At 36.6% G+C, this 17,767-nt stretch carries 9 protein-coding genes; 4 read left to right on the forward strand and 5 right to left on the reverse strand.

The genetic code is table 11. The features are described 5' to 3' along the window. Positions 1-50 precede the first annotated feature (50 nt). A complete protein-coding gene (locus tag H7A25_15590; protein MCP5501323.1) occupies positions 51-566 on the forward strand; it encodes an HIT domain-containing protein in 516 nt (171 codons plus the stop codon). On the opposite strand, the gene H7A25_15595 is transcribed toward H7A25_15590, so the two are convergent. Further along, positions 563-1,423, reverse strand: coding sequence for a protein-glutamate O-methyltransferase CheR (locus tag H7A25_15595; protein MCP5501324.1), 861 nt, complete (start codon positions 1,421-1,423; stop codon positions 563-565). The two genes, H7A25_15590 and H7A25_15595, sit on opposite strands and share 4 nt — an antisense overlap. A 571-nt stretch (positions 1,424-1,994) precedes the next feature. Between H7A25_15595 and H7A25_15600 the strand changes: the two genes are divergently transcribed. After that, a complete protein-coding gene (locus H7A25_15600) occupies positions 1,995-6,284 on the forward strand; it encodes an ankyrin repeat domain-containing protein (GenBank protein ID MCP5501325.1) in 4,290 nt (1,429 codons plus the stop codon). Position 6,285: 1 nt separating this feature from the next. Further along, positions 6,286-6,648 carry an ankyrin repeat domain-containing protein gene (locus H7A25_15605; protein MCP5501326.1) on the forward strand — a complete coding sequence of 121 codons (363 nt, stop codon included), beginning with the start codon at positions 6,286-6,288 and terminating at the stop codon, positions 6,646-6,648. 26 nt (positions 6,649-6,674) lie between these two features. Here H7A25_15605 and H7A25_15610 read toward each other — a convergent pair. Next, positions 6,675-7,822, reverse strand: a protein-coding gene (locus H7A25_15610) for an IS3 family transposase (GenBank protein MCP5501327.1) whose coding sequence is annotated in 2 segments (ribosomal slippage) — positions 6,675-7,570 and positions 7,570-7,822 — 1,149 coding nt in all. Because the reading frame shifts where the segments join, the coding sequence is not laid out codon by codon here. 207 nt (positions 7,823-8,029) lie between these two features. On the opposite strand from H7A25_15610, the gene H7A25_15615 reads away from it, so the two are divergent. Further along, complete coding sequence (locus tag H7A25_15615) at positions 8,030-13,474, forward strand: ankyrin repeat domain-containing protein (GenBank protein MCP5501328.1); 5,445 nt, start codon at positions 8,030-8,032, stop codon at positions 13,472-13,474. 2 nt (positions 13,475-13,476) lie between these two features. Here H7A25_15615 and H7A25_15620 read toward each other — a convergent pair whose 3' ends face one another. Genes H7A25_15620 through H7A25_15630 form a run of 3 tightly spaced genes read right to left on the reverse strand, consistent with a single transcriptional unit; the run spans position 13,477 to position 17,729 of the window. After that, positions 13,477-16,212 (reverse strand): MASE1 domain-containing protein, encoded by a 2,736-nt coding sequence (locus H7A25_15620; GenBank protein MCP5501329.1) that lies wholly within the window; start codon positions 16,210-16,212, stop codon positions 13,477-13,479. Beyond that, on the reverse strand, positions 16,212-16,544 hold the full coding sequence (locus H7A25_15625) for a hypothetical protein (protein ID MCP5501330.1): 333 nt from the start codon (positions 16,542-16,544) through the stop codon (positions 16,212-16,214). The genes H7A25_15620 and H7A25_15625 overlap by 1 nt, the downstream gene beginning before the upstream one ends. A 15-nt stretch (positions 16,545-16,559) precedes the next feature. Further along, on the reverse strand, positions 16,560-17,729 hold the full coding sequence (locus H7A25_15630) for a hypothetical protein (protein ID MCP5501331.1): 1,170 nt from the start codon (positions 17,727-17,729) through the stop codon (positions 16,560-16,562). Positions 17,730-17,767: the final 38 nt, after the last annotated feature.

The raw sequence follows: 17,767 nt of genomic DNA on the forward strand, positions 1-17,767 counted from the left end.
CATCGATTTTCTTGTTTCCTTATAACATCCGTATATTTTTCCTATTAGCTGTGGAAGAGCTTGATCCGATACAGAACCCTCCGAGAAAGAATTTATTCTCGATTAATAAACTGGGCTATGCTATGGGAAAAAGACCAAAAGTGGATTGTATCCTCTGCGAAGTAGAAAAGAAAAACCCGGAGGTTCCGAATCTACTCATTGCCGAAACAGAGCTATGCCTTGTTTCTGTGAACCTATATCCTTATAATCCCGGCCATATCATCATATTTCCTAAACGGCATTGTCTCGGACTTGAAGAATTGAGCGATGAAGAAGCCCTTGATATACACCGCTTATCGGTGAAGTGTATTCGCATATTAAAGGAAACCTGGAAGGCTCCAGGCTTTAATCTGGGTTATAATATAGGCAGACACAGCGGAGGCTCGATTTTACACATTCACAGGCACGTCATCCCGCGTTTTCCCAATGAAGCCGGTTTTTTAGATGTTCTGGCGAATACTCGAATCGTAATCTATAACCCGAATGATATGCTGGCAGAATTAAAACGCCTGTGGGAAAAGTTTTAGGCCTTTTTCTGGTAAATAGTCTGACCTAAAAATTTAAAGCTCTCTGATATTCCGAATAAAGTTTCAGAATGCCCGATAATCAGAATTCCCTGAGGAACGAGAATCTTTTCCATTTCAGCGAATATTTTTGCCTGGGTAGGTTTATCAAAGTAGATGATTACATTTCTACAAAAAATTAAATCCATCTTTTCCTGTATGGGATAGGGCTTATCCAGAAGGTTGATTTTGCGAAAGGTAATCATGTTTTTCAAAATAGGTTTGGCAACGTATTCTTTCCCGCTTTCTGTTTTGTTGATGTCAAAATACTTTTGTTGCAGATCTTTTCTTACCGGTAAAACCCTGTCTTCTTTATAAACACCCTTACCTGCGGTAGACAAAACATTGGTGTCGATGTCGGTTGCGAGAATTTTTATGTCCCAACCCGGTTTTAAGGCGAAATACTCCTGTAAGACAATGGCCAGGGAATATGGTTCCTCACCGGTTGAGGTAGCTGCACACCAGAATCGTAGCTTTTTGAGGTAAGTGGTTTTGCTTTTCTCCTCCATGGCCGGGAGAAACACATTTTTCAAATACTCAAAATGGTGGTTTTCCCTGAAGAAATCCGTTTTATTGGTGGTGATCCGATTGACAATTTCCGGTAGTTCTCTTGCGAAAAACGCCGGGTCCATTTGGAGCTTCTTACAATAGTCTTCAAAAGTCGCTATCTGGGTGGTTCGCAGGCGAACGTTCAAACGGGATTGGAGCATAATTTTCTTATGCGGAGCTAAAAATATCCCGGTTTCTTTATGAATCACTTCTTTTAAGTAGTTAAATTCTTTATCTTTAATGGTAACAATTGAATTAATCAAATCCGACACACAAGCTGTATAAGCAGTTTTCTGATTTTTGTAAACTTAAAAAATGAATTGAATAAAAAAACAAACATCTGGGGATGTTTGAGCAAACCCCAGATAAAATAGAATGGGATAAAAATAGAGCAAAAAAAGCTCCGAATGAACGGAGCATCGGGTTGTTAATGTTATCTCGGATAAAAAATATGATTCAAAGCTTGGATCAACTTACTCTTTCCGATTGGGAGAAGCATAGCAAATAGTGAGGTGAATTACTATAGAGGAAGTACCCTAGTTTTAAGTTTTTTTTCATGTTAAATTTTATTACTATTTGTTATGTTGGTTTTAAATTTGTATATTATATTAAAATTATGACATTTTATTGAATGTAATTCCGAAATGGCCGCAAACGGGAAGGTCAAAAGTAGGCGAAGTACCGATTTCCATAAAAAACATAAATAGTTACAGTTATGATCTTGTTTTCTTCCGGTATATAAATTACTTCTACTTTCTTCTGTTTGTATATTTTACCATTCCTAATTTTTTGGAAAGGAAAAATTTGATGACAGCTTTACCAAACTAAGCTAAAAAGGAGTCAATGACAAAGAAAAAACTTATCTCCCTTATCCTATCTCTACTACTTTATTTACCCGCCGCTATAAAGGCAGATGATAGCATTACCAAAGAAAATGCCAATGAGAAACTCATCGATTGCTCTATTCAGGGTAAATTGGATTGCGTGCAAGAGGCACTGAGTAAGGGTGCGGATGTAAATACGGAGATTTATGGAGCCAATACAGCCCTTATGTTAGCTTCATTTAAAGCTCAAACAGAAGTAGTAAAGCTACTTATAGGAAAAGGGGCAAAGGTAAATGCAAAGAATAAGGATGGGAATACAGCACTGACAAGGGCTTCTGCTTCGTTTGAGAATACTACGGAAATTGTAAAGCTGCTTATAGCAAAAGGAGCAGAGGTAAATGTAAAAGGTAAGTATGGATGGACAGCTCTTATTTGGGCGTCTCATAATAGTCACACAGAAATAGTTCAGATTCTTATAAACCATGGTGCTGATGTGAATATAGTAAATGATGATGGGAATACAGCTCTTATGAGTGCTGAAAAGCTGGAAATAAGCAAACTACTTATTGAGAAAGGAGCTGATATTAGGCTTAAGAACAAGGAAGGAAAAACAGCTCTTATGTATGTTTCGTCTTCCTATAAGAATACTACAGAAACTGTAAAATTTCTTATAGCAAAAGGAGCAGAGATAAATGCGAAAAATAAGGATGGAGAAACTGCCCTGATAAAGGCATTGAGATATTCCAATCTTGAAGCTGCCAGATTGTTATTAGAGAATGGTGCAGATGTTTATATTCGGGATAAGAATAATAAAGAAGGCTTCGATTATACCATACTATCTAGAGATTATACTATTTATAATTATTTATCTTCTGAGCCTAATCTATATAAGACTCAAAGAAGTAATTTTAAAAACTATATTTATTTTTTTAAATTATTCCATGCCTTATATTTCTTCTCTCAAGAAGAAAGGAATAACTTGCTGAGTCTTTTAAAAGATAGATATAATAAGCACTTGAGTTCTACAGATAATACAGAGAAGAAATTATGTATTTCTACAATTTTATTCTTTATAGATGAATCAATAGAGAAGGAAAATGCGAGTCCTCAAAGAGAAGTAGATGAATTTATTAACTTTAAAAAAATCTTTTCTGAGATCACTTATCCGGATGTACCGAATACAGCATTAAAAGGAATCCATCCGGAGTTCAGTTATTTAACCGCTATATACTATTCAAAGATTTTGAATTATAGTTTAATTGACTTTTTTTTAAGACAGGCTTACAAAAACTCTTCTAATGTTCTAAATAAAATAAAGGAAAATACTTCGGTATTTGATTTTTATCTGTACAATGCAAAACAACGAAAGAATAGCCTTTATTTCCAGGAGGAACTTAAGAAAAAAACTCCCAATATTTTAATTCAAAATGGACATACCGATTATGTAAATAATCTAAGCTTTTCCCCTGACGGAAAGACTCTTGCGACGGCATCCAGCGATAATACAGCTAAGATATGGTCTATAGAGGGAAAGCTACTTCGTACACTGATAGGACATGCAGGTTCTGTAGAATCTGTCATTTTTTCTCCCGATGGTAAAACTTTAGCAACAGCATCTAACGATAATACGGTCAGAATATGGTCTGTAGAGGGAAAGCTTCTTCATAAATTGATAGGGCATACAGGTTCTGTAAAATCTGTCGTTTTTTCTCCCGATGGTAAAACGTTAACAAGCAATTCCGGTGATAATACAGCTATAATATGGTCAAGCAATGGAAAACTATTACATACAGGCAAAGTTAAGGTAGTTCAAAAAAGCCAGGCAATCTTTTCTCCGGATGGAAAAACAAGAGTAAGCATCTCCGATCATAAGACAGCTAAGATATGGTCAGTAGACGGAAAGCTTCTTCATACATTGACAGGACATACAGGTTTTATAAAATCTATCGTTTTTTCCCCTGATGGTAAAACTCTGGCTACTGCATCTACAGATGAAACAGCTAAAATATGGTCTGTAGAGGGAAAACTTCTTTATACACTTAAAGGGCATACGGATAAGATAAACTCTATAAACTATTCTTCAGATTGGAAAACTCTGGTTACAAGCTCTACTGATAATATAGTTAAAATATGGTCTGTAGAGGGAAAACTTCTTCATACGCTTAAAGGGCATACGGGTTGGATAAATCACATAGCCTATTCCCCGGATGGTAAAACCTTTGCTACTGCTTCAAGTGACCAGTCTGTTATAATATGGTCCATAGAGGGAAAAATATTACATACTCTCAGGTCATCTCTTTCTGCTAACCATGTAGCCTTTTCTCCGGATGGTAAAACCCTAACAATTGCTTCCAGTATGGGAGAAATCTGGTCTACAGAAGGAAAATCACTGCATAGATTAAGAGATCACTTTTCAACCATAAATCAGGTAAGTTATTCTCCGGATGGAAAGGCTCTAGCAACAGCATCCAGCGATAATACCGCTAAGATATGGTCAGTAGACGGAAAGCTTCTTCATACATTGACAGAACATACAGGTTCTGTAGAATCTATCGTTTTTTCCCCTGATGGTAAAACTCTGGCTACTGCATCTACGGATAAAACAGCTAAGATATGGTCATCTGAGGGAGAACTTCTACACACTCTAAAAGGACATACGGATTGGATAAAATATGCTGCTTTTACTCCGGATTCTAAAACCCTCATTACAGTATCTATAGATGGAACAGCCAAATTCTGGTCTTGCAGAGATGCAAGTCTGATTCGAAGTATATCCATTCTGGGTACAATTATAAAGGTTGATACGAATAAGAAGTTACTTCTAACAAAAGAAAGTTCTGCCGGAAAGATTCATTTCTATAACTACGAAACAGGTCAGCATCTTCTTAGTCAGATGCTTTCTGATAATGGCGAGTCTCTCTCCTACACTCCTGACGGACGATTTGACTATACCGATGAAAAAGTCAAAGAGTTTGTTTCGTATCAGGTAGCCGGGAAGTTTTTAGACCTGCCCGATATGGAAGAACACTACCGGGTGCCGGATCTCTTCGAAAAGGTATTAAAGGGAGAAATTAAACCGAGGGATGAAGTAGCAATAGTTGAAATGGTAGAGGACCTGCCGGAAGTGAAAATTCATTACCCCGGCACGGAAGATTTAGTAAAGGACGAACAGTCAGAGATGATGTTTGAAGTCAAGGGGAAAACAAGAGTCGCGAGGGTGGAAGTCTATGTGAATGGGAATAAGGTGGATACTTCTAAAACAGAAAGAGAAGAAGACCCATATGGAGAAAGTAAGGACTTACAGAAGCATTTCTCTATGAGGGTAAATGTAAACCTGCTTCCCGGCAATAATGATATAAAGATACTGGCTTATAACGAATACAATATTCCTTCTCCGAAGACTATGGAAATCGTTCGACAGATACCTGAGAAAGTAAAGCCACCCAAATTGTTTGTTTTGAGTATAGGAGTAAATGAATACAGCAAAGACCCGGCGAGAAATTTGACCTACAGTGTTCCCGATGCAGAAGCCATAGCCGAAGCTTTTCAAAAGCAAAAAGACGCGGGATTATATAGCGAAGTGGAAGTAAAGCTTTTGACCTATAAAGATAAAAATAACAGGCCCACAAGAGAGAATATTCTGAAAGCCTTAGATGAGATAATCCAAAAAGCCCATGCCTCTGATGTGGTTACGATTTATTATAGCGGTCACGGCATGAGTGCAAACTTTGGAGGAAAGAGTTTGTTCTACCTTTTACCCGAGGACTTTGATTGGAGTTTAAACCCGGAATCGGCGATAACGGCCAAGAATAGCGGTGTGGATGCTGACCTGATAGGAGACAAGCTTGCACAGATTCGTTCTCAGAAAGTAGTTCTCATCATTGATGCCTGTCACTCCGGCAATGTGGGAGTAGCCCTTGCCTCCCGTAGCGATGATAAGAAAGAAGAAACCAAACGTGGCCTGAAACGACTTGCCAACGGAAGCGGACGCTATATCTTTACAAGCTCTGCGGGAGACGAAAAGTCGAGAGAATCCAAAGAACTCGGACACGGGCTTTATACCTACGTTTTACTCAATGCTTTAGGTTATAAAACCAGAGAGAAAAAAGAGGATGCAGCGAATCTTGTAGAGAAAGATGGGATGATTTCTATGTCGGAGCTGGGTGCTTACATCCAGTCCAAGTTTGCAGAACAAACCAAACCATTCTTGCAGGACGTAATCCAGACACCCCTGCCCATGCAGAGTCTCGGACGATATGGTTATAGTTCACGGGTGAACGATTTTCCGCTGGTGAAGGTGGGAGAATAAAATGAGAAAGACAATCGTATATATCATCATCACAATATTCAGCTATGCTTCTGTATTCGCACAGGAGAAGGATGTAATTACCAAAGAAAATGCGAATAAGAAACTTATAGACTGTTCTATTCAGGGTAAACTGCACTGTGTGAAGGAGGCTCTCGAAAAGGGTGCGGATGTAAATACAGCAAGTAAAGAAGTATTAAAATCTCCCAAATTTTATACTCAGGATAATTTGCTATATTCTAAATATAAAACTCCGCTTATAATCGCTTCCTATGAAGGTCATATAGATATCGTAAAGTTTTTATTGGAAAAGAAAGCGGATATAGATAGACCAGATATGAATGCTAACACTGCTTTAATGGGTTAGCCTAGTTACGTTTTAGTGGACACATACTACGCAGCCATTTCCTCATATTCTGTGGGAGTTTTATATCCTAAAAAAGAATGCGTTCTTTGTCGATTATAAAATATTTCAATATAATCAAAAAACTCTTTTTTTGCATCTTCCAGATCGTAAAACACATTTACTTCCATTTCTCTTTTTAAGGTACTGAAGTATGATTCAGCCACTGCATTATCCCAGCAGTTTCCTTTTCTACTATTACTTCTTATTATTTTATTTTCAATTAACTTGATTCTTGTCTTTCGCGAGCAATAATTAGATCCACGATCCGTATGGAAAATAAGCCCACGTCCTGGTCGACGAGACCGTATTGCCTTATCAAGAGTTGTTGTTATCAGTTCCGAATCATTCTTCTCTGATAGACTCCAACCCACTACCTTTCTCGAATACAAATCTATGATCACACAGAGATATAACCAACTTTCCTTTTGCTTTATATACGTTACATCCGATACCCAAATCTTATTCTTCTCTTTAGGGGAAAAGTTCCTCTTAACAAGGTCTCTTGCTATACGTTCGTTATGCTTTGAATCAGTCGTTGAAATCTTAAACTTTTTCTCCTGTTTGCCCTTTATCGCCAGTAATTCCATCATCCTACGCACCCTGCGAGCACCATAAGATTTGTCCACTTTCTTTACCGCATCAAGTAAACGAATAAGCCCATAGGTCTTTTTACTCTTCTTCCAGGTATTCTTCAAATGCTCTATGATTTCAGGACAATATTTTGATAACTCGTCCTTACAACGATTTCGATATTTGTAATATCCTGATTTAGATACATCTAATATTCTTGCCATACTCATAATTGGAAATGTTTCATTACTCGCTTCCATAAATGTGTATCTATCTACTGTTCTCTTGAGAGCATGGCTGCAAACTTTTTTAAAATTGCATTCTCCTCCTTTAACTTCATATTTTCCTTGCGAAGATTTCTTAATTCCTCATGTTCCTTTACTTGCTTATCTGTCAACGGCATTCCACTTTCCTGTTTTTGTAGGTATTCCTTTCTCCAGCTCTGTAGAGTATGATAATTTATACCCAGTGATTCCGCTACTTCTTTTATTGTAAATGAACCACTCAATGTCCTTTTTACCGCCTGTTCCTTGAACTCTTCAGAGTATTTTCCTTTCTTTTTCATCGTTTTATTACCTCGTTTTTTGTTAAAAAAGGTGTCTACTATACCGTAACTAGCTCAGGTGCCGCACTAAGGGGACGTATCGATATTGCGAAAATACTTATAGACTCCGGGGCTAAAATTCATGCAAAGAATAAAGGTGATATAACAGCCATCCATATTGCTTATTCTGCCGGGCATAAGGAAACAGCAGAATATTTAATCAGTAAAATGGAATTCACTGTCACCAAAGAAAACACTAATGATACACTCATAAACTGTTCACTCTATGGTAAACTCGATTGTGTAAAAGAAGCCTTGAATAAAGGTGCTGATATAGATGTTGAGATAAAAAAAGAAATCAAGTCTCCTAAGTTCTATGTGAAAAATCAAACCTCCTATCGCCGTAATGCCAATCCATTGACAATATCCGCAAGCGAAGGATATATAGAAGTTCTAAAGTTTTTATTAGAAAAGAAGAATAATCTGACTTCAGAACAACTGAATACGATTCTGATAATTGCAGTAAGCAAAGCCTATACGGACATGATCCAATTGCTTATCGATAAAGGGGCAGATGTTAATACGAAGGCTGAAAATGGTTCCACAGTGCTCATGTTAGCAGCAAGATACGGAAATATAGAAATTGTTAAAATGCTCATAGACAAAGGAGCAGATATGTATGTAAAAGACTATTATAGTGAAACATCAATTTTTCATGCGTATGCTGGCAAGCATAAGGAAATAGCAAAATATTTAATCAGTAAAATGGAATTCACTGTCACCAAAGAAAATGCAAACGATATACTCATAAACTGTTCACTCTATGGCAAACTCGATTGTGTAAAAGAAGCTCTGAATAAGGGAGCTGATATAGAAGTAAAAATTAAATATGAAATTAAGTCCCCCAAATTTTATACAGCAGGTAATAGTCTGACTTACAAGCCTGAGTCAACTCCTCTTTTTTTGGCTTTTAGTGAAGAGAATATAGAAGTAAGAAATTTTCTTATTAAAAAAGGAGCTAATGTGAATGCGAAAGACAATAAAGGAGAAACGATACTTGTAAGGGCTGTATATAAAAGAGATGTTGAGACTATAAAATTTCTAATAAAATCCGGAGCTGATATAAGGGTTTTGGATAATTACCCACTTAAAGAAGCTGTGAGATATGGAGATATGGAAGTAATAAAGTTACTCATAAAAAATGGGGTGGATGTAAATGGCGGAAATAAAACTGGATGGCCTCCTCTTATGCTGGCCTCTTCCGGTGAGCATATTGAAGTCGTGAAACTACTTATAGAGAAGGGTGCCGATGTAAACATTAAAAACAGTTACGGAGAAAATTCACTGTCAATATCTCTAAGGTTTCAAAAGCCGGAAATAGCCCGGCTACTCATAGAAAAGGGTGCGAATTTTAATGTAGTGGATAGATATGATGCCTTGCCGATTATGTATACAAGGTATACCAACCTTATAAAGTTACTCATAGACAAAGGAGCTGATGTAAATGCAAGAAATCCTAAGGGAAGAACAGCACTTATGTCGGCTGCATACGGGGGAAATGTAGAAGTAGCAAAGTTACTCATAGACAAAGGAGCTGATGTAAAGGCAAAAGATATAAAAGGAGGAACAGCACTTATGTCAGCCGCATTCAGAGGAAATGTAGAAGTAGCAAAGTTACTCATAGACAAAGGAGCTGATAAAAACGCACAGAATGAAGATAGGCAAACTGCTTTTATGATTGCCTTTAATCAAAGACATATAGAATTTGTTAAATTTCTTTCAGAAAGTGGAATCGATATAAATATAGAAGATAAGTATGGAAAGAAAGTAATTGATTATGCTATATTATCCTATGACTATAATATTTATAAATACTTATCTTTAGAACCTCAACTCTATGAATCTAAAGAAAGAAACTTTAGAAATTATTTATATTTCTTTAAATTATTTAATGCCCTTTATCTTCTTTCTGAAGAACAAAGAAGTGAAATATTGCTTTTGTTAAGGAATCGCTATCTAAAAACACTGAATACAACAGAGGAAGCAGAAAAGAAAATTTGTCCTTCCAGTATCCTTTTCTTTTTAGAAAAATCTTTAGACATTGAAAATAAATCTTATAACGAAGAAGTCGATGATTTCGTTAACTTCAGGAAAATCTTCTCAAAGATTGTATACTCCTCACCATATCTAAACAAGCCACATCCGGATCTAAGTTATTTGGTAGCTATGTATTATTCAAATATTATGAATATAAAATTAGCCGATTATTTCTTAAAACAGGCCAGTAAAAGTAATTCTAATATTTTAAATAAGATAAAGACCAACTTATCTTTTTCTTCTTATATTTATAGTGCTAAGCTTAAAAAAGACAGTTTCTATTTTCAGGAAGAACTAAGAAAAAAAATTCCTTCTTTGCTGATTCAAAATGGACATACAGGATATATCAGTAGTATGCTTTATTCTCCGGATGGAAAAACTCTGGCCACAACTTCAATGGATGGTACAGCTAAGATATGGTCGATAGATGGTAAATTACTTCACACTCTCGAAGGACATGCAGGTGGGGTAAACCACATAGCTTACTCTCCGAATGGAAAGACTCTGGCTACGACTTCAAAGGATGGAACAGCTAAGATATGGTTTCTTGAAGGCAAGCTACTCCATACTTTGAATGGACATAAAAGTGATATAAGCCACATAACTTATTCCCCGGATGGAAAGACTCTGGCTACAGCTTCAAAGGATAGAACAGCTAAGATATGGTCAATAGATGGTAAATTACTTCACACTCTCGAAGGACATGCAGGTGGGGTAAGCCACATAACTTATTCCCAAGATGGAAAGACTCTGGCTACGGCTTCAGAGGATAGAACGGTTAAGGTATGGTCATTTGATGGAAAGCTTTTAAATACCTTCCTTGGACACACAGACTATGTAATATATATAGCTTACTCCCCAGATGGAAAGATTTTGGCTTCGGTTTCCAATGATAAAACAGCTATAATCTGGTCTACTGAAACCGGGCTATTAAAGATTATTAAAGCTCATACCGGAACTGTGAGTTTCTCCCCGGATGGGAAAGTCCTTGCCGCAACTTCAGAGGAAAATATAACTAAGATATGGTCTATAGACGGACAACTTCTTTATACCCTTAAAAATTCTACCGATACAGTAAAGCATGTTGCCTATTCCCCTGCTGGAAAAGTTATTATTACAGTTTCAGAGGAGAATACAGTTAAGATATGGTCAGTAGAAGGAATATTACTCCATACTCTCGAAGAACATGGTGGCTCTATAAACCACATAGTCTGTTCTCCGAATGGAAAGACTCTGGGCACAGCTTCATGGGATGGAACCGTTAAGATATGGTCGATTGAGGGAAAACCCCTTCATACTCTTGGAAGGCATACGGAACAGATGAGTCGTATCATTTATTCTCCTGATGATAATACTCTTATTGCAGATATGGAAAAAAAACAAATTAAGATATGGACAACTAACGGTAAGTCTATACAGACTTTAAATGGATATTTTGATACGATAGATTATATAAGTTATTCTCCTGATGGAAAACGTGTTCTTGCAAGCTCTTATAATACAATCAGGATGTGGTCGATAGATGGTAAATTACTCCGTAATCTAAAGGGACACAAAAGCTATATAAAGCAGATAGCCTATTCTCCCGATGGGAAAAATCTGGCTACCGCTTCAGAGGATACAACGGCAAAAATATGGTCATCTGAAGGAAAATTACTTCATACTCTAAAAGGACACACAGACTATATAAACCAGATAGCCTATTCCCCGGATGGAAAAACTCTGGCCACAGCTTCAAACGACTTTACAATAAGAATATGGTCAATAGATGGAAAACTTATCCATATTCTGAAGAAACATATAGGTTATATAAAACATATAGCCTATTCTCACGATGGAAAATTTTTACTCACAACCTCAAGGGATGGAACAGCTATAATATGGTCGAATGAAGGAAAATTACTGCATACCCTGAAAGGACACGGAAACGAGATAAGCTATGTAAGCTTTCTTCCCGAACAAAAAGCTTTCGCTATAATTTCTATCGATAGAACAATGATAATATGGACAATCAATGGGAATTTAGTTCGAAATATTCAAACCCGGGGAAAATTTGCAAAAATAGATAATCATAAAAATATACTGATTTCTATAGAAGGTTCTGAGGGGAAACTTCACTACTATAACTACCAAACAGGCCAGCATCTTCTTAGCCAGATGCTTTTTAATAACGGTGAATCCATCTCCTATACCCCCGATGGACGATTTGATATAACTGATGAAAAAGTGAAAGCTCTTGTTTCTTACAAGATAGCTGATAAATTCTTAGATCTGCCTGATATAGAAGAACATTATCGTGTACCGGGTTTAGTAAAAAAAGTTCTAAAAGGAGAAATTAAGCCCAGAGATGAAGTAGCAATAGTCGAGATGGTAGAGGACCTGCCGGAAGTGAAAGTTCATTACCCCGGTACAGAAGATTTAGCAAAGGACGAACAGGCAGAGATGATGTTCGAGGTGAAAGGGAAAACAAGAGTAGCGAGGGTAGAAGTCTATGTGAATGGAAATAAGCTCGATACTTCGAAAGTTGAGAGGGAAGAAGACCCATATGGGGAAAGTAAGGACTTACAGAAGCATTTCTCTATGAGGGTCAATGTAAACCTCCTTCCCGGCAATAATGATATTAAGATACTTGCCTATAACGAATATAATATTCCTTCTCCTAAGACTATGGAACTGGTTCGACAGGTTCCCGATAAAGTAAAGCCTCCCAAACTCTTTGTATTAAGTATAGGTGTAAATGAGTATACAAAAGATTCGGCGAGAAATTTGACTTACAGCGTACCCGATGCGGAAGCTATAGCCGAGGCTTTCCAAAAACAAAAAGATGCGGGATTGTATAGCGAAGTTGAAGTAAAGCTTTTGACCTATAAAGATAAAAACAACAGGCCTACAAGAGAGAATATCTTAAAAGCCCTGAATGAGATAATCCAAAAAGCCCACGCAACGGACGTGGTTACGATTTACTACAGCGGTCACGGCATGAGTGCGAGTCATGGAGGAAAGAGTTTATTCTATCTCTTACCGGAAGACTTCGATTGGAGCTTAAACCCGGAATCGGCGATAACGGCCAAGAATAGCGGTGTGGATGCTGACCTGATAGGAGACAAGCTTGCCAAAATCCGTTCTCAGAAAGCAGTGCTCATCATCGATGCCTGTCACTCCGGCAATGTGGGAGTAGCCCTTGCTTCCCGTAGCGATGACAAGAAAGAGGAAACCAAACGTGGTCTGAAACGACTGGCCAACGGAAGCGGACGCTACATTTTTACCAGCTCTGCGGGAGACGAAAAGTCGAGAGAATCTAAAGAACTCGGCCACGGGCTTTATACCTATGTCTTACTCAATGCTTTAGGTTATAAAACCAGAGATAAAAAAGAAGACGCATCAAGCCTTGTAGAGAAAGATGGGATGATATCTATGTCGGAGCTGGGAGCCTACATCCAGTCTAAATTTGCCGAACAGACCAAACCTTTCTTGCAGGACGTTATCCAGACACCTCTGCCCATGCAGAGTCTCGGACGATATGGTTACTCTTCGAGGGTAAATGATTTTCCACTGGTAAAGGTCGTGGGAGAATAATCTTACTTAGATAAATATTTATAAAGTATTGACTTTAAAGTTTTTATCTCGATAGGCTTTGTCATATAATCATTGAGACCACTTTTTAATGCTTTTTCTTTTTGTTCGGAAAAAGCATCTGCTGATAAGGCAATAATCGGAAGGTCTTTTAGCCCCATTTTCTTTCGAATAAATTCTGTTGCTTCCAGTCCTCCCATTATCGGCATTTGCATATCCATAAAAATAATATCCGGTTTTTTATCTTCTTCCAGTAACTTTTGAATCAGTTCGATACCCTCTTTTCCATTCTCTGCAAATACCGCCGTTAAACCGATTAGTTCTAAAAAACCGAATAAAAGGATCTGGTTTAGCTTGTTATCTTCAAAAACTACAATAAGACTATTTGGGTTCAGCTTCAGTTCTAAAGGAATATTTTCATTTCCTTTTCTTCTACTTGCATATTCTCTATTATAAGGAAGCTCTAATGTAAAAGTGCTACCTTCAGTTACTTTACTCTTTACAGTGATTTTTCCTCCTAAAAGCTCGGCCAGTTTCTTTGAAATACTAAGTCCGAGCCCGGAACCTCCGTAGACGATGGCAGTTGTTTCTTCTGCCTGCGTAAAGGGATGAAAGATTTCCCCTAATTTTTCTTCCGGGATTCCAATTCCCTGATCTATAATTGAGAATTGTAGGATATTGTTTTTGAGAGATACTTTTATCTGTATCGCTTTTCCTGTGGGAGTAAATTTGATGGCGTTTCCCAGGATGTTAATCAAAATTTGCATCAGGCGTGTTCTGTCCGTACGAAGAGATTCAATTCCTTCTTCCATTTCATATGTAAAAATAATTCCTTTCTTAGAAGCCTGATAAGAATAAGAGTCGTATATAGATTTAATAAGTTCCCCTACAGAAAATTCGGATTTCACAATGCTGTATTTACCGGCTTCAATTTTTGATATTTCTAAAACATTGTTTACGAGTTCCAGAAGCAATTTGGAACTATTTTCGATAATTTGGAGATACTTAACAAATTCCTCCGGTACTTCTAAAGACTGACTCTTTTCTTGTAATAAATAGTTAAATCCGATAATTGCTCCGAGGGGTGTTCGAATTTCATGGCTCATATTTGCCATGAAGTCTGATTTGACTTCATTTGCTTTTTTTAGTTTCTCTGTGGTTTTTTCAACAATAATCTGGGTAGCTTCCTCTTTACCGGTTATTACGAGTATCAGGATTCCTAATAAACCCGTAAAATGGCAGGCCAGTAGAAGAATAAGCCAGGGAGCTTTTGTTTTATAGTGTTGAAAGTAGCTTTCTTCTGTAGCAACTTTTAGTAACCATTTTTTATCCTTTACACTAATACTTTTTTCTGTCCGAAATGATACTTTGGCGAGATCGGCTTTATTCCAGCATTCACTTTCATAGAGGATTCTTTCTTCCTGAGTATTATGGCTTTCTATCATTTGAAAGCAGACAGGGGTATTGGATAAATTGTTTAATGATTTCTTGACAAGGATAGGTATTTTTATTATAGCTGTTGAAAAACCAATAATCTTATCCTCAATAAATACAGGATCAAAGATTAAAAAGCCATACGAAGAGTCCTTATCCTGAACTAATTGAATCCTATCGGTTATGGTTTCTTTTCTTTTTTGAATCGCCTTATCCAGTGCAATTCTTCTCTCATTTTCAGAATACACATCATACCCGATAGCATTTTCATTCCCAATGAGTGGATAAATGTAGAATACTGTAACATAAGTTGTCTTCTTTTCACTGCGAAGTAATTTACCGTTTCTATCTTTGCTTTTAATATATCTCTGTTTATAATTTTTGAAAAGTTCTAATTCTACTTTCTGTCTTTCTGATTGAGACATATAGAGATTCCAGGATACAGCTACTACGCTATTCGAATTGGAAATTAAAACTTTTGAAAATGCTTCGAAAGAATCTCTATTAAGTTCCTTTTGAAGGCGTATGTAAGTACTCAGACTTTTTAAGGAATGAATATTTTCCTTAATACTTACCTTTAAAGAATTCGCCAGATTTGCAGTATAATAATTTAAACGGGTTTGTAAGACATCTGTTTCCCAGGATTTTGCAAAAAAGAAAACAATAACAGCTATCATGAATACAAAAAATAGAGAAGAAGAGACAATAAAAGAACGAAGAACTTTTACCTGTTTATTAAAACCATAGTAAAGAAATAATAGAATCGGAGTGAAGATAACAATCCCGGTTAGATCTCCTGACCACCAGATTGACCAGGAAAATAGTAAATTATCTATATTCAAAAAACCTTTTATATATAAGGAAAGGATTCCTACACTAGAAGCCAGCAGACAGGAAACAGCTCCTCCATAAAAGAAGAAATAGAATATTTCTTTTAGCTGGGATAAAGTATTGGGGAAATTTCCGGTTCTACGGAGTAGATAAGCCCCGAGAACTGCCTGTCCACTATTTCCGAGAGCGATTATAATATTTTGATAATTTTGGAGAATGTAATTTAAGTTCGGTCTTTGAAAGAAATGTAAATCGGTATTGGTGAAGAAGGCACCTAAGAAAATACCTATCCATGTTCTTTTTCCAAATATCAAAGTCAGAGCCAGTGAGATCCCTGCCGGTGGCCAAACAGGAGTGCTGTATCCATCCTGAGAAGAAAGCAGTAAACTAAACCTACCGGCAAGTAAATAGAACAAAAAAGATAGTAAATTGAGATATAGAAATTGAAAAACTGTTTTTAAGCTAAATCCTTTCATCAGGCATATGTAAATTTTTCATATACAATCTCATTCTCATTCATAAATTTCCCAAATTGGGAATAGGCTTCATTGATACTAAAGCGATTCTTTAAACTCTGTAGAAGAGCGGTTTTATCTCCTATGTGCAAATGGAATAAGGGATAGAACTTCTTAACTTCTTCGGGTTCTATGGTATAAAAATACTCGTAATCCAAATCCCCCCAGGCTTCTTCTACCATCGGACCTACATCGTAGCCTTCAAAAATTAGCTGTTCCTGTTCATTGAAATACAGTTCCATTGTGATTTTTATGCCGGAGCCATGAAAAGAGTAGAGTGTGATTTTTTCCATAATCAATCAAACAAATCATTCTTCTAATTCTTCTACAAGCTTTTTTTTCCAATCACCAAAAAAATCATGAGTATCCTTTTCTTTCTTTTCTCTTCGAAACGGATTAAATTTCTGTCTCAGGTTGTAAGTATAGGAAGCGAAGCTTAAGTTTGTTTTTGTCTGATTATGAATCAGTTTTGTTTCGAAACGATTCCCTCCGAAGGGTGAAACAGGACAAACCAGGTCAAAATAATCTTTTAAATAGGAATTCATATCTCCCGGAATAAATATATCCACAAGTTTTTCCGGTAGGAGATAAAATAGTCTTCCCTCGATAGAATATTCCGGATAGTTTGTATAATGTCCGCTAATAATTTCTTTGTCTTTTTGTAGGTGTAGAAATATCGTATAACGTAAATTGTTAACTTTTATTTTCATTCCCAAAAAACGCAGTGTAAAGCGTATCTTAAAACTGATACGTTTCAGGTTTTCATATAGGCCGGGATTTTTAAACTGAGTATCTATAAAAGTATAATGAATACCATTCGAAGTACTAAAGAGGCGGCTGTGATACTGTCCGTTGAAAAAAATAGGAACTTCGAAGTCTATCATAGAAAGGCGCTTGTTTAAATCAGAAAAAAAGATAGGGTAATTTTTTTGAAGAGAATCGGATAATAAAAACGAGAGACTTCCCGGTTTTATAGAGCAAGAAAAATTGTTGCAAAGAAATTTGTATGTACTGCTTTTTTGCAACTTAAGACTGAAATTTTCTCGTAGAGAATTTTCATGCAGAAGTTTCCACCATTGTATGAAATCATATACTGCATAAGGGCTGAATTGTAAATTAGCAGAACGCTTGATTTCATAAATTTCTTTTGTATCCAATGTTCTAGGGCTGAAGCGCACATGCAAGGAATATTGACTCTCTTTGTCCTTAAAATAAAAGTTTTGAAACGAAGGAAGGTAAGTATTATCTCTAATTTTCACATTGCCCGAATAAGCAGTAGTTGTTTTGCTTTGAAAAAGATTCGACTCCTCTGTTTGGGAAAGACTTCCGAAGAGGCGATGATAAGCTTTTTCATCTTTATTTTGTAAAGACTCCTGGGAGGAAAAGTAATCTTTCCAGTAATTCGAATGTAAATTATTCCTGTATAAGCAGGAATTGAAAAAGAAACTCAGAGATAAAAAGAATAGAACTTGATACATACGTAAAAACTAAAGGACAGTTCAGAATCGTAAAGGAA

The sequence above is a fragment of the Leptospiraceae bacterium genome, assembly GCA_024233835.1.
Taxonomy (GTDB): Bacteria; Spirochaetota; Leptospiria; order Leptospirales; family Leptospiraceae; genus JACKPC01.